Annotated in this window: 11 protein-coding genes; 8 read left to right on the forward strand and 3 right to left on the reverse strand. The window is 67.6% G+C overall.

From position 1 onward, the window contains the following. Positions 1-26: 26 nt before the first annotated feature. The gene (gene clpA / locus ACOQFR_RS13080; protein ID WP_421382582.1) at positions 27-2306 is read right to left on the reverse strand and encodes an ATP-dependent Clp protease ATP-binding subunit ClpA; all 2280 of its coding nucleotides are present in this window, start codon (positions 2304-2306) and stop codon (positions 27-29) included. A gap of 39 nt (positions 2307-2345) precedes the next feature. Next, positions 2346-2672, reverse strand: a complete 327-nt coding sequence (gene clpS / locus ACOQFR_RS13085; RefSeq protein WP_421382584.1) for an ATP-dependent Clp protease adapter ClpS — start codon at positions 2670-2672, stop codon at positions 2346-2348. A gap of 128 nt (positions 2673-2800) precedes the next feature. Here clpS and ACOQFR_RS13090 point away from each other — a divergent pair, with 128 nt between their 5' ends. The 5 genes from ACOQFR_RS13090 (at position 2801) to acnA (ending at position 8340) form a co-directional block, all read left to right on the forward strand. Beyond that, complete coding sequence (locus ACOQFR_RS13090; RefSeq protein WP_421382586.1) at positions 2801-3274, forward strand: hypothetical protein; 474 nt, start codon at positions 2801-2803, stop codon at positions 3272-3274. Beyond that, positions 3271-3735, forward strand: a complete 465-nt coding sequence (locus ACOQFR_RS13095) for an NUDIX hydrolase (RefSeq protein ID WP_421382588.1) — start codon at positions 3271-3273, stop codon at positions 3733-3735. The genes ACOQFR_RS13090 and ACOQFR_RS13095 overlap by 4 nt, the downstream gene beginning before the upstream one ends. Continuing rightward, positions 3732-4874, forward strand: coding sequence for a tRNA 2-thiouridine(34) synthase MnmA (mnmA, locus tag ACOQFR_RS13100; RefSeq protein WP_421382590.1), 1143 nt, complete (start codon positions 3732-3734; stop codon positions 4872-4874). Before ACOQFR_RS13095 ends, mnmA begins: the two co-directional genes overlap by 4 nt. Beyond that, on the forward strand, positions 4871-5476 hold the full coding sequence (hflD, locus tag ACOQFR_RS13105; RefSeq protein ID WP_421382592.1) for a high frequency lysogenization protein HflD: 606 nt from the start codon (positions 4871-4873) through the stop codon (positions 5474-5476). The genes mnmA and hflD overlap by 4 nt, the downstream gene beginning before the upstream one ends. 113 nt (positions 5477-5589) lie before the next feature. Continuing rightward, positions 5590-8340: an aconitate hydratase AcnA gene (gene acnA, locus ACOQFR_RS13110; protein ID WP_421382594.1), complete on the forward strand. Its 2751-nt coding sequence runs from the start codon at positions 5590-5592 to the stop codon at positions 8338-8340. A 42-nt stretch (positions 8341-8382) separates the two neighbouring features. Here the strand turns inward: acnA and ACOQFR_RS13115 are convergent, their stop codons facing one another. Next, positions 8383-8811, reverse strand: a complete 429-nt coding sequence (locus tag ACOQFR_RS13115) for a nuclear transport factor 2 family protein (RefSeq protein WP_421382596.1) — start codon at positions 8809-8811, stop codon at positions 8383-8385. Positions 8812-8935: 124 nt separating this feature from the next. Here ACOQFR_RS13115 and ACOQFR_RS13120 point away from each other — a divergent pair, with 124 nt between their 5' ends. From ACOQFR_RS13120 to ACOQFR_RS13130, 3 genes are all read left to right on the forward strand, one after another. Beyond that, a complete protein-coding gene (locus ACOQFR_RS13120; RefSeq protein WP_421382598.1) occupies positions 8936-10615 on the forward strand; it encodes a long-chain fatty acid--CoA ligase in 1680 nt (559 codons plus the stop codon). 174 nt (positions 10616-10789) lie between these two features. Continuing rightward, positions 10790-12031, forward strand: a complete 1242-nt coding sequence (locus ACOQFR_RS13125; RefSeq protein ID WP_421382600.1) for a beta-ketoacyl-[acyl-carrier-protein] synthase family protein — start codon at positions 10790-10792, stop codon at positions 12029-12031. Positions 12032-12060: 29 nt separating this feature from the next. Then, a complete protein-coding gene (locus ACOQFR_RS13130) occupies positions 12061-12948 on the forward strand; it encodes a crotonase/enoyl-CoA hydratase family protein (protein ID WP_421382602.1) in 888 nt (295 codons plus the stop codon). Positions 12949-12970 lie beyond the last annotated feature (22 nt).

The raw sequence follows: 12970 nt of genomic DNA on the forward strand, positions 1-12970 counted from the left end.
TTGCGATGCCAAACGCTGCGGTGGGATCAGACCGTCGCGGGCAGCAGCTTTTCCGGCTCGGCCTGGGCGTCCACCACCAGCTCGCCGTCGCGCACGTCCACCGTGACCTTGCCGCCCTCGGCCAGCTTGCCGAACAGCAGTTCGTCGGCCAGCGGACGCTTGATCTTGTCCTGCAGCAGGCGCGACATCGGGCGTGCGCCCATCTGCGGGTCGAAGCCGTGTTCGGCCAGCCACTGGCGCGCGGCCGGGGTGGCGGACAGCGAAACATGCTTCTCGTGCAGCTGCGCCTCCAGCTCGATCAGGAACTTGTCCACCACGCGCAGGATGTGCTCCAGGCCCAGCGCGCCGAACTGGATGATGGCATCCAGGCGGTTGCGGAACTCCGGCGTGAACGCCTTGCGGATGATCTCCATCGCGTCGGTGGTGTGGTTCTGCTCGACGAAGCCCATGGTGCGGCGGGCCGCCATTGCCGCGCCCGCGTTGGTGGTCATCACCACCACCACGTTGCGGAAGTTGGCCTCTCGGCCATTGGTGTCGGTAAGCACGCCACGGTCCATGACCTGCAGCAGGATGTTGAACACGTCCGGGTGCGCCTTCTCGATCTCGTCCAGCAGCAGCACGCAGTGCGGCGTCTTGACGATCTTCTCGGTCAGCAGGCCGCCCTGGTCGAAGCCGACGTAGCCCGGGGGCGCACCGATCAGGCGGCTCACGGAGTGGGCTTCCATGTATTCGGACATGTCGAAGCGCACCAGCTCGATGCCCAGCTGCATCGCCAGCTGCTTGGTCACTTCGGTCTTGCCCACGCCGGTGGGGCCGGCGAACAGGAAGTTGCCGATCGGCTTGTCGGGATTGCCCAGGCCCGAGCGGGCCAGCTTGATCGCCGAGACCAGGGTCTCGATCGACGCGTCCTGGCCGAAGATGACCATCTTGAGGTTGCGCTCGAGGTTCTTGAGCACGTCCTTGTCCGAGGCGCTGACCTGCTTGGTCGGGATGCGCGCCATCTTGGCCACGATCAGCTCGATTTCCTCGACGTCAACCACCTGCTTGCGCTTGTCGGGATCCACCAGCCGCTGGCGGGCACCGGCCTCGTCGATCACGTCGATGGCCTTGTCGGGCAGCAGGCGGTCGTTGATGTGCTTGACCGAGAGGTCCACCGCCGCCTGGATGGCGTCGCCGGAGTATTCCACGTCGTGGTGCTCCTCGAAGCGGGTTTTTAGCCCGTTGAGGATGGCCACCGCTTCAGCGATGGTCGGCTCGACCACGTCGATCTTCTGGAAGCGCCGCGCCAGCGCGCGGTCCTTCTCGAACACGCCGCGGTACTCCTGGAACGTGGTGGAGCCGATGCAGCGCAGCTCGCCGTTCTGCAGCACCGGCTTGATCAGGTTGGACGCGTCCATGGTGCCGCCCGAGGCCGAACCGGCGCCGATGATGGTGTGGATCTCGTCCACGAACAGGATGGCGCCCGGCTCCTTCTTGATCTGGTTGATCACGGCCTTGAGCCGCTTCTCGAAGTCGCCGCGGTACTTGGTGCCCGCCACCAGCGAGCCCAGGTCGAGCGAATAGATCACCGCGTCCTTGAGCACGGCCGGCACCCGGCCCTCGACGATGCGCCAGGCCAGGCCTTCGGCCAGGGCGGTCTTGCCCACGCCGGCCTCGCCCACGAACAGCGGGTTGTTCTTGCGGCGGCGGCAGAGCACCTGGATGGTGCGCTCGACCTCGTCCTCGCGGCCGATCAGCGGATCGATCTTGCCCTCGCGGGCCAGCTCGTTGAGGTTGCTGGCGAATTCCTGCAGCGGATTGGCCTTGGACTCGCCGCCCTCCTCGCCCTCGGCCTTGTTGGCCTCCGGCGCGGGCTTCTCGTCGGCGCCGTCGCCGATCTTGGCGATGCCGTGCGAGAGGTAGTTCACCACGTCCAGCCGGGTGATCTCCTGCTGGTTGAGGAAGTAGACCGCGTGCGAATCCTTCTCGCCGAAGATGGCGACCAGCACGTTGGCGCCGGTGACCTCCTTCTTGCCCGAGGACTGCACGTGGTAGACGGCGCGCTGCAGCACGCGCTGGAAGCCCAGCGTGGGCTGGGTGTCGCGCGGGTCGTCGGCCGGCAGCACCGGCACGGTGTCGGCGATGATCTGGCGCAATCCGGTGGCCAGCTTGGGCTGGTCGGCGCCGCAGGCCTTGAGCACGCCGGCCGCGGAGGGATTGTCCAGCAGGGCCAGCAGCAGGTGCTCGACCGTCATGAACTCATGGCGGGCTTCGCGGGCCTGCTTGTAGCACTGGCCAATGGTGAACTCGAGATCCTTGCTGAACATGGGGCGTCTCCGGAACGTTTGCTCCGATATGGGGCCAGCCTAGGTCTTTTCCATGGTGCACAACAGGGGGTGCTGGTGCTGGCGGGAATAGTCGTTGACCTGGGTCACTTTCGATTCAGCCACTTCCCGCGTGTAGACGCCGCAAACGCCCTTGCCACGGGTGTGGACGTGCAGCATCACCTGGGTGGCCTTCTCCCGGTTCATGGCGAAGAAGACCTGCAGGACCTCGACCACGAAATCCATGGGCGTGAAGTCGTCGTTGAGCAGCACCACCTGGTACAGGGGGGGCCGGACCACCTCGGGCTTGGCGGTCTCGACCGCCAGGCCGTGGTCGTGCTCGCGTTCGGGGTGGGGGTCTTGGCTCATTCCGGGAGTATAAATCGGGCCGGCGTGGCCCGGTTGCAAGGCCGCCTGCGTTGCGTGGACGCACCCGGCCCTTTGCGCCGACAATGGCCGGGCCGGAAAGCCGGCCAAAAACCAACCAGGGGAACACCATGAAGCTGCGTGCTGCCTGCCTTGCCGCCATCTGCCTCGCCCTCGCCGCCACCGCCGCCCATGCGGCCACGCCCGACCCCGTGATCAAGGCCCAGCTTGAGAAGAAGGGCACGCCGTTCACGGTGGATGACGACGGCGACTTCCAGATCACCGTGAACGTCGGCGACGGCCGCACCCAGCTGGTCTGGGTCCGCTCCGTGGTCGAGGAAACCGACAACCTGCGCATCCGTGAAATCTGGTCGCCCGGCTACCAGTCCGAAGGCGGCGCCTTCCCGGCCGCCGTCGCCAACGACCTGCTCGAGCGCAGCAACACGCTGAAGCTGGGCTCCTGGGTCAAGCAGGAAAAGACCGCGATGCTGGTCACCAAGATCTCGGCCGACGCCAATGCCGACCAGCTCGACGAGGCGATCGACCTGACGGCCGTCGCGGCCGATGCGGTCGAGCTTGACCTCACCGGCAAGGACGACCTTTGAGTTATCGCAGCGGCCGTTTCTGGCAGCCCGACGTCACCGTCGCCACCGTGGTGGTGCGCGACGGCCGGCTGCTGGTCGTGGAGGAAATGGTGCGCGGCGAGCGGGTGATCAACCAGCCCGCCGGCCACCTGGAGCCCGACGAAACCCTGCTGGAAGCCGCCCTGCGCGAAACGCTGGAGGAAACGGGCTGGGAGGTCACGCTCACGGCCTTCATCGGCGCCTACCAATGGAAGGCGCCGGCCGACGGCCGACACTTCCTGCGCATGGCGTTCGCGGCCGAGCCGCTGCGGCACCATCCGCAGCGGCCGCTGGACGAGGGCATCGTGCAGGCGCTGTGGCTCAGTCCGGCCGAGCTGCAGGCCGAGTCGGCGCGCCATCGCAGTCCGCTGGTGTGGCGCGTGGTGGACGATTTCCTCGCCGGTCGCCGCTTCCCGCTGCAGGCCCTGACGCACTGCGCATGAGTGCGGCCCGGGTCATCGTCGGCATGTCCGGCGGCGTGGATTCTTCGGTGGCGGCGCTGCTGCTGCAGCGACAGGGCGAATCCATCGCCGGCCTCTTCATGCAGAACTGGAATGACGAGGCCTCGTCCGATGGCGCGGAACCTTCCGCCGGCCGCGGCGACTGCCGCGCCGAAGACGACCGCCGCGACGCCCTGGGCATCTGCGGCCGGCTCGGCATTTCCTTCCATGCGCGCAACTTCGCCGCCGAATACTGGGCGGGCGTGTTCGAACACTTCCTGGCCGAGTATCGCGCCGGCCGCACGCCCAACCCGGACGTGCTGTGCAACCGCGAAATCAAGTTCAAGACCTTCCTGGACCAGGCCCACGCGCTGGGCGCCGAGCAGATCGCCACCGGCCACTACGCGCAGGTTGCCCGTCGCGATGGGCGCTGGTGCCTGCTGCGCGGCGCCGACACCGGCAAGGACCAGAGCTATTTCCTGCACCAGCTGGGCCAGGCGCAGCTGGCGGCCACCTTGTTCCCGATCGGCCACCTGCCCAAGGCGCAAGTACGCGCCCTGGCCGCCGAGGCCGGGCTGCCCACCGCCGCCAAGAAGGATTCGACCGGCATCTGCTTCATCGGCGAACGGGACTTCCGCGACTTCCTGGGCCGCTACCTGCCGGCCCGGCCGGGCGAGATCCGCAGTGTGGACGGCACCCGCGTGGGCGAGCATGCCGGCGCCTGGTACTACACCCTGGGCCAGCGCGAGGGCCTGCACGTGGGCGGCGTGCGCGGACGGCCGGCAGCGCCCTGGTACGTGGTCGGCAAGGACGTGGCCGCCAACGTGCTGTACGTGGACCAGGGCACCGACAGCCCTTACCTGCTGTCCTCGCACCTGCAGACGGAAACCGCGCACTGGATCGCCGGCAGCCCGCCGGCCGCGCGTTTTTCCTGCACCGCCAAGACCCGCTACCGCCAGGACGACCAGGCCTGCGAAGTGACGCTGGACGGCGACGGTGCGCTTTCCGTAGCCTTCGCGCTGCCGCAGCGGGCAGTCACGCCGGGTCAATCGCTGGTGCTGTACCGTGGCGACGAATGCCTGGGCGGCGCCGTCATCGCCCGCACCGACGCCCCCCTCGAACGGAAGACCTCCCCCGCATGAAGGATCGTGCCCTCGCCCTTGCCGGACTGCTGCAGTCGGTGCAGCTGGTCCAGCAGTTGGCCCAGACCGGCCAGTCCGAAACCCAGCCGCTGGCCGCCTGCATCGACAGCCTGTTCCGTTTTGATGCCGAAACCCCCGAGGCCGTCTACGGCGGCGCCGCCAACCTGGCACCGGGCCTGGGCCGGCTGATCAACCAGCTCGAAGGCGGCGCCGGCCGGGATGCCGCGCTGACCCGCATGGCGATGACGGTGCTGCATCTGGAGCGCCGCTTCATCAACCATCGCGGCGCCGTCGAGGCGATACGCACGGGCCTTGAGGACGTGTCACGCCAGCACGCGCACTGGGGCCCCACCCACGCCACGGTGATGTCGCGCCTGGGCGACCTCTATGCCCGCGAGATCAGTCCGATCGGGCCGCGCGTGCTGGTGCAGGGCAACCCGGTCTACCTGGGCCAGCCCGACCTGGTCGGTGAGGTGCGCGCCACCCTGCTGGCCGCCCTGCGCGCCGCGGTGCTGTGGCGCCAGCTGGGCGGCAGCTACTGGGACTTCCTGTTTTCCCGCCGCGCGCTGGTGCAATCGGCGCGCGAGTGGCTCGACGGCTAGCACGAACCGGGCCAAGGCCCGCCGTTTCGGGCATAATACGACGCTGTCGCGAGCGCCCGCCGCGCGCGCCTCCCAGCCATCCCCACCGCCGAATTCCAGCCCGGAGCCTGTCCATGAGCGACTCCTTCGCGACCCGCGACCAATTGGCCGTCAACGGTACGTCCTACACCTATTTCAGCCTCGCCAAGCTCGGCCAGCGCTTCAACCTGGCCCGCCTGCCCTACTCGATGAAGATCCTGCTGGAAAACCTCCTGCGCTGCGAAGACGGCGGCATGACGGTCGGCAAGGAGCACATCGAGGCCGTGGCCACCTGGGACGCCAAGGCCGAACCGGACACCGAAATCGCCTTCATGCCGGCCCGCGTGGTGCTGCAGGACTTCACCGGCGTGCCCTGCGTGGTCGACCTGGCCGCGATGCGCGACGCGGTGGTCAAGCTGGGCGGCAACGCCGACCAGATCAATCCGCTGATCCCGTCCGAGCTGGTGATCGACCACTCGGTGCAGGTGGACGTGTTCGGCAAGGCCGAGGCGCTGGACCTCAACGGCAAGATCGAGTTCGAGCGCAACCAGGAGCGCTACAGCTTCCTGCGCTGGGGCCAGAAGGCGTTCGACAACTTCAAGGTGGTGCCGCCCAACACCGGCATCGTGCACCAGGTGAACCTCGAGCACCTGGCGCGCGTGGTGATGGAGCGCGACATCGACGGCGTGAAGTACGCCTTCCCGGACACCGTGTTCGGCACCGACTCGCACACCACCATGATCAACGGCATCGGCGTGCTGGGCTGGGGCGTGGGCGGCATCGAGGCCGAGGCCGCGATGCTGGGCCAGCCCAGCTCGATGCTGATCCCGCAGGTCGTGGGCTTCAAGCTCACCGGCAAGCTGCCGGAAGGTGCCACCGCCACCGACCTGGTGCTCACCGTCACCCAGATGCTGCGCAGGCACGGCGTGGTCGGCAAGTTCGTCGAGTTCTTCGGCGACGGCCTGGACCACCTGCCGCTGGCCGACCGCGCCACCATCGCCAACATGGCCCCGGAATACGGCGCCACCTGCGGCATCTTCCCGGTGGACGAAGAATCGCTGACCTACCTGCGCCTGTCGGGCCGCGACGAGGCCCAGATCGCGCTGGTCAAGGCCTACGCCCAGGCTCAGGGCCTGTGGCGCACGCCCGGCCAGGCCGACGCGGAGTACAGCTCGGTGCTGTCGCTGGACATGGCCGAGGTCAAGCCCTCGCTGGCCGGTCCCAAGCGGCCGCAGGACCGCGTGCTGCTGACCGACATGAAGGCCAACTTCAACGCCAACCTGGAAGGCCTGGTCGCCAACCGCAAGCCGAAGAACGAAGAAACCAGCCGGATGGATGCCGAAGGCGCGGCGCAGCCGCAGGCCGAGCACCTGGCCTCGCGCCCGCGCTCCGCGATCCGCATCCAGGACCAGGACGCGCACCTCACCGACGGCTCGGTGGTCATCGCCGCCATCACCTCCTGCACCAACACCTCCAATCCGGCGGTGATGCTGGGCGCGGGCCTGCTGGCGCGCAATGCGGTGGCCAAGGGCCTGAAGGCCGCCCCGTGGGTGAAGACCTCGCTCGGCCCGGGTTCGCTGGTGGTCACCGACTACCTCAAGAAGGCCGGCGTGCTCGACGACCTCGAGAAGCTGGGCTTCTACGTGGTCGGCTATGGCTGCACCACCTGCATCGGCAATTCCGGCCCGCTGCCGGACGCCGTGTCCAAGGGCATCGCCGAGAATGACCTGGTGGTCACCTCGGTGCTGTCGGGCAACCGCAACTTCGAAGGCCGCGTGCACGCCGAAGTGAAGATGAACTACCTGGCCTCGCCGCCGCTGGTGGTGGCCTATGCCATCGCCGGCACCGTGGACATCGACCTGTCCACCGAGCCGCTGGGCACGGGCAGCGATGGCCAGCCGGTGTACCTGAAGGACATCTGGCCGAGCAACAAGGAAATCGGCGACTTCATCGCCCGCACCGTCGGCCCGGAGATGTTCCACAAGAACTACGCCAGCGTCTTCGCCGGCGACACCCGCTGGAACCAGATCGCCTCGCCCGACGGCGCCTCCTTCGCCTGGGACGAAGCCTCCACCTACATCAAGAACCCGCCCTACTTCGACGGCATGAAGATGTCGGTCGGCAGCATCCAGGACGTGCAGGGCGCCCGCGTGATGGGCATCTTTGGCGACTCCATCACCACCGACCACATCTCGCCGGCCGGCAACATCAAGGGCAGCTCGCCGGCGGGCAAGTTCCTGCAGGCGCGCGGCGTGCAGCCGGCCGACTTCAACAGCTACGGCTCGCGCCGCGGCAATGACGACGTGATGGTGCGCGGCACCTTCGCCAACATCCGCATCAAGAACCTGATGCTGGGCGGCGAGGAAGGTGGCAACACCCTGTATTACCCGGGCGGCGAGAAGCTGGCCATCTACGATGCGGCCATGAAGTACAAGGCCGACGGCGTGCCGCTGGTGGTGTTCGCCGGCAAGGAATACGGCACCGGCTCCTCGCGCGACTGGGCGGCCAAGGGCACCATGCTGCTGGGCGTCAAGGCCGTGGTGGCCGAGAGCTTCGAGCGCATCCACCGCTCCAACCTGGTCGGCATGGGCGTGCTGCCCTGCCAGTTCCTGGAAGGCCAGAACGCCCAGACCCTGGGCCTGAAGGGCGACGAGGTGGTGTCCATCGCGGGCCTGCAGGACGGCGCGGCCAAGCAGGCCACCGTGCTGGCCAAACGTCCGGACGGTACCGAGCTGCGCTTCCAGGTGCAGGTGCTGCTGCTCACGCCCAAGGAAGTGGAATACTTCCGACACGGCGGCATCCTGCACTTCGTGCTCCGCCAGCTGGCCGCGCGCAAGGCCGCCTGATCCCGCGGCTACGGCGGGAGGGCCTGCGGGCCCTCCCTGGATTCAGAGCGTCGGCTCCCAGCTGGCCGACAGCAGTTTCCACTCGCCATCTTCAAGCCGCCAGCCGGTCTTGACCCGGTAGACCTGCGCGCGGTCGGGCAGCCAGCCCTCGCCGCCGCGGGCCGCCGCGGTGAACTCGACCGTGGCGCGCTCGCCGATCAGGGCCACGTCCAGCGGCCCCAGCTGCACGCCCACTTCGCGGTTGCGCAGCCAGACCAGGGCCAGGTAGCGACGGAATCCATCGCGATCCATGCCCTCGGGCCCGGCGAATTCCTCCGACAGCGCTTCGGCCACCGCCGCCGAGTCCCGCGCTTCCGCCGCCACCTGCATCTGGTCGATGCGGGCCCTCAGCGCGGCCTCCGGCGGCTCGGTCGAACACGCGACCAACAGCAGGCAGGCCAGCGTGAAGAGCCACGTACGCAGGCCCGGCACCCCTACCCCCGCCGCCTTGCCTGTCCCCGGGGGGTATGCTCCAATCGAGTGAAAGCTCCAATCCGCACGAGCCTTGCGCCACGCGGCTTTTGGACGTCGCATCTCGGTTTTCAGGGGAATTTGCATGGGTTCTGAACGTCCTTGGCTGGCCAGCTATCCCGACGGAATTCCGGCGGAGGTGGATCTGGAGAAATACGCGTCCATCGTGTCGGTGCTGGACGAAGTATGCCGCGACTTCCGTGACCGCCCCGCCTTCGCCAACTTCGGCAAGCAGCTCACCTACGGCGACGTCGACCGCCTCAGCGCCCAGTTCGCAAGCTACCTGCTCAACGAGCTCAAGCTCAAGAAGGGCGACCGCGTCGCCCTGATGATGCCCAACATCCTGCAGTACCCCGTGGCCATCTTCGGCGTGCTGCGCGCCGGGCTCACGGTGGTCAACACCAACCCGATGTACACCGCGCGCGAGCTCAAGCACCAGCTCACCGACTCCGGCGCCAGCGCCATCGTCGTGCTGGAGAACTTCGCCAGCGTGGTGCAGGAAGTCGTGGCCGAAACGTCCGTGCGGAAGGTGCTGGTCACCGCCGTGGGCGACATGCTCAGCTTCCCCAAGGGCGCGATCGTCAACTTCGTGCTGCGGCACGTGAAGAAGCAGGTGCCCGAATACTCCCTGCCCGGCTCGATCCGCTTCAGCGAGGCCCTGGCCATCGGCGCGCGCCAGACCGCGCCGAAGGTCGACATACGCAGCCACGACATCGCCTTCCTGCAGTACACCGGCGGCACCACCGGCGTCGCCAAGGGCGCCATGCTGACCCACCGCAACCTGGTGGCGAACATGCAGCAGTCGGCAGTGTGGATCGGCGGCAACGCCAAGATGGGCCACGAGGTCATCATCACGGCGCTGCCGCTGTACCACATCTTCGCGCTGACCGCGAACTGCCTGGTCTTCATGAAGTTCGGCGGCCTCAATTACCTGATCACCAATCCGCGGGACATGAAGGGCTTCGTGGCCGAGCTCAAGACCATTCCCTTCACCGGCATCACCGGCGTCAACACCCTGTTCAACGGGCTGCTCAATACGCCCGGCTTCGACCAGGTCGACTTCTCCAAGCTGCACCTGACCTTGGGCGGCGGCATGGCCGTGCAGCGTGCGGTCGCCGAGCGCTGGAAGAAGGTGACTGGCATCACGCTGGTGGAGGCCTACGGCCTGACCGAAACCTCGCCCGCGGCCTGCATCAACCCGATGAACCTGGCCGACTACAACGGCGCCATCGGCCTGCCCATCTCCTCCACCGACGCCTGCGTAAAGGACGATGCCGGCAATGAGTTGCCGGTGGGCGAAGTGGGCGAGCTGTGCATCAAGGGCCCGCAGGTGATGGCGGGTTACTGGCAGCGCCCGGAGGAAACCGCCAAGGTGCTCGACGCGCAGGGCTGGCTGCACACCGGCGACATGGCCAAGATGGACGAGAACGGTTTCTTCTACATCGTCGACCGCAAGAAGGACATGATCCTGGTCTCGGGCTTCAACGTGTATCCCAATGAGGTCGAGGACGTGATCGCGCTGATGCCGGGCGTGCTGGAAGTGGCGGCCGTCGGCGTGCCCGACGACAAGTCCGGCGAAGCGGTGAAGGTGGTGATCGTCAAGAAGGACCCGGCGCTGACGGCCGAGCAGGTCAAGGCGTTCTGCAAGGACCAGCTGACCGGCTACAAGTTGCCCAAGATCGTCGAGTTCCGCGCCGAGCTGCCCAAATCCAACGTCGGCAAGATCCTTCGGCGCGAATTGAGAGATTCCCCCGCCCGGGCGTAGGAGAAACAGTGATGGCGGTCACAACCCCCCTAGCCTAAACAGGGGGTGCTTTACAATGGGCGATGAACAGGGTCTAGAATCGTAAAACCCTACGGTTCCGGGCAACCGCCCCGTTTCCGGCCTGGCCGGGCCGAGGGGTCCTGAGACACCCTCATCCCCCCCAGAGGTAACACCATGCAGAGGCGGCCGGTCGCGATCACCGGGCTGGGAGTCCTGTCTCCCTTGGGGCAGAGCCTTGCCGAGGTCACAGCATCGCTGCGCTCGGGCCGGTCCGGCATCCAGACGGTAACGCTCGATCCGCTGCTCAAACCGATCCCGGCGGGCGTGGTCACCGGCGACTTCGAGGAAGCCTTCACCCGGCTTGAACGCCCCTTCATGGACCGGGTGCAGCATTTCGCCGTACTGGCGGCCCGGCAGGCGATCGAGCACGCCGGTATCGACGACTTCAGCGCACATGGCCTGCGTGCCGGCGTGTACTACGGCAACGTCAATGGCGGCGCCGCGTCGGTGCAGGCCTGGGCACAAACCCTGCTGGCCGAAGGCAAGCAGGCCTCGCGGCCCTTCACCGCCATGGCCATCATGAGCAACGGCGGCGCCGCGCAGATTTCGATCCGCAACAAGATCATGGGGCCGGTGCTCACCCACGGCAGCGCCTGCGGTGCGTCGGGCGTCGCCATCGGCGAAGCCGCGCGTGCGATCGCCGACGGCTACCTCGACGTCGCGGTCGCGGGCGGTTCGGAGGCGCCGCTGTCGGCGATGGTCAGCGGCGTGTTCTCCGGCACCCGGGCGATGTCGCAGCCCGATCCGGAGGATGCCTCGCGCAGCTGCAAGCCCTTCTCGCAGGCACGCTCGGGCCTGGTGCTCGGGGAAGGCGGTGCCTTCGTCATCCTGGAATCAGAGGCACACGCCAAGGCCCGCGGCGCCACCATCCATGGCTACCTGCGCGGCTACGGCGTGTCCTCGGACGCCTCGCACATCGGCATGCCGGCCACGGAAGGCCAGGTACGCGCGCTGCAGGCCGCGCTGGAACACGCCGGCCTCCGCCCGGACGAGGTCCAGTACATCAATGCCCATGCCACCGCCACCGACGGCGGCGACGTGATCGAAGCAGAATCCATCCGCCGCGTCTTTGGCGAAGGCGTCGACGACGCGTACGTGAGTTCCACCAAGGCCGTGCACGGCCATCTCCTGGGGGCCGCCAGCGCACTTGAGCTGGTCGTGACGGTCCTGGCGATGCAGGGCTCGGTACTGCCGGCCAGCATGCATCTGGGTGAAGCAGATCCGCGGTGTTCGCTCAATCACGTGGGCCCCGCGCCCCGGTCCGGATTCCACATCGAGAACGCACTGTCGTTCAGCTGTGGATTCGGGGGCACCAACGCCGCCCTGATCGTGTCCCGCCAACCCAAGCCCGCTTGACCCTGCCTGTCCCGCCCCGGAGAACTGAAATGACCGTCATGCACACGCCCCACCCCACCGTCGCCCGCTTCGCCCACAAGCGCGTTTCCACCCAGTTCCGCCAGCTGGCCATGCCTGTGCTGTGGACCAGCTTCGCACCCGACCCGCTCACCGGCCTGCAGAACTTCACCCCTGACCTGGTGGCCGAGTTCCAGGGCGTGATCGACGGGCTGCGCAGCGAAGCCTGCACCGTCGTCGCGCCGCTGCACTATGCCGTCGTGCAGTCGCGCCATCCGGACTACTTCAGCGTCGGTGGCGACCTGAGCTTCTTCCGCGAGTGCATCCAGGCGCGCCAGGCCGATCGCCTGTACGCCTACTCGATGCGCTGCCTCAACCTGCTGCACGGCTGGTCGGCGCAGATGAAGGAATCGCTGGCCTCGATCTCGCTGGTGCAGGGCCGCGCCCTGGGCGGCGGCTTCGAAATGGCGCTCAGCACCGACTTCCTGATCGCCGAAGAGCAGAGCACGTTCGGCTTCCCGGAAATCATGTTCGGCCTGTTCCCCTGCACCGGCGCGATGTCGCTGCTGGCCGACCGCATCGGCGCCCGCCAGGCCGAGCGCATGATGACCAACAAGAAAATCTACAAGGCGGCCGAGCTGTTCGACATGGGCCTGATCGACCAGGTCTGCGCCAAGGGCGAAGGCGAGCTGGCGGTCGAGCAGTTCGTGGCCAACCATTCGTCCCGACTCAAGGCGCGCCTGAAGGTGCAGGCCAGCCGCTACCGGCACGCGCCGCTCAACCATGACGAGGGCGTGCGCATCGTCCAGGACTGGGTGGAAACCGCGATGTCGCTGACGGCGGATGAGCTGCGCATGCTCGACATGCTGATCATGATGCAGCGCCCCGAGAGCGCCACGGAAGCGCGCCTGGCGTCCTGACGCCCGGCACGCTCCGACGGGC

Origin of the sequence: Arenimonas sp. MALMAid1274, from assembly GCF_049195245.1 — a bacterium.
Classification (GTDB): Bacteria; Pseudomonadota; Gammaproteobacteria; order Xanthomonadales; family Xanthomonadaceae; genus Arenimonas.

What these genes read in the sequence shown, in the direction of transcription:
- ACOQFR_RS13130 (WP_421382602.1), top strand. Translation starts at nt 12,061, where the DNA reads ATGACCGTCATGCACACGCCCCACCCCACCGTCGCCCGCTTCGCCCAC.
- hflD (WP_421382592.1), top strand. Translation starts at nt 4,871, where the DNA reads ATGAAGGATCGTGCCCTCGCCCTTGCCGGACTGCTGCAGTCGGTGCAG.
- clpA (WP_421382582.1), bottom strand. Translation starts at nt 2,306, where the DNA reads ATGTTCAGCAAGGATCTCGAGTTCACCATTGGCCAGTGCTACAAGCAG.
- ACOQFR_RS13125 (WP_421382600.1), top strand. Translation starts at nt 10,790, where the DNA reads ATGCAGAGGCGGCCGGTCGCGATCACCGGGCTGGGAGTCCTGTCTCCC.
- mnmA (WP_421382590.1), top strand. Translation starts at nt 3,732, where the DNA reads ATGAGTGCGGCCCGGGTCATCGTCGGCATGTCCGGCGGCGTGGATTCT.
- clpS (WP_421382584.1), bottom strand. Translation starts at nt 2,672, where the DNA reads ATGAGCCAAGACCCCCACCCCGAACGCGAGCACGACCACGGCCTGGCG.
- ACOQFR_RS13120 (WP_421382598.1), top strand. Translation starts at nt 8,936, where the DNA reads ATGGGTTCTGAACGTCCTTGGCTGGCCAGCTATCCCGACGGAATTCCG.
- ACOQFR_RS13090 (WP_421382586.1), top strand. Translation starts at nt 2,801, where the DNA reads ATGAAGCTGCGTGCTGCCTGCCTTGCCGCCATCTGCCTCGCCCTCGCC.
- acnA (WP_421382594.1), top strand. Translation starts at nt 5,590, where the DNA reads ATGAGCGACTCCTTCGCGACCCGCGACCAATTGGCCGTCAACGGTACG.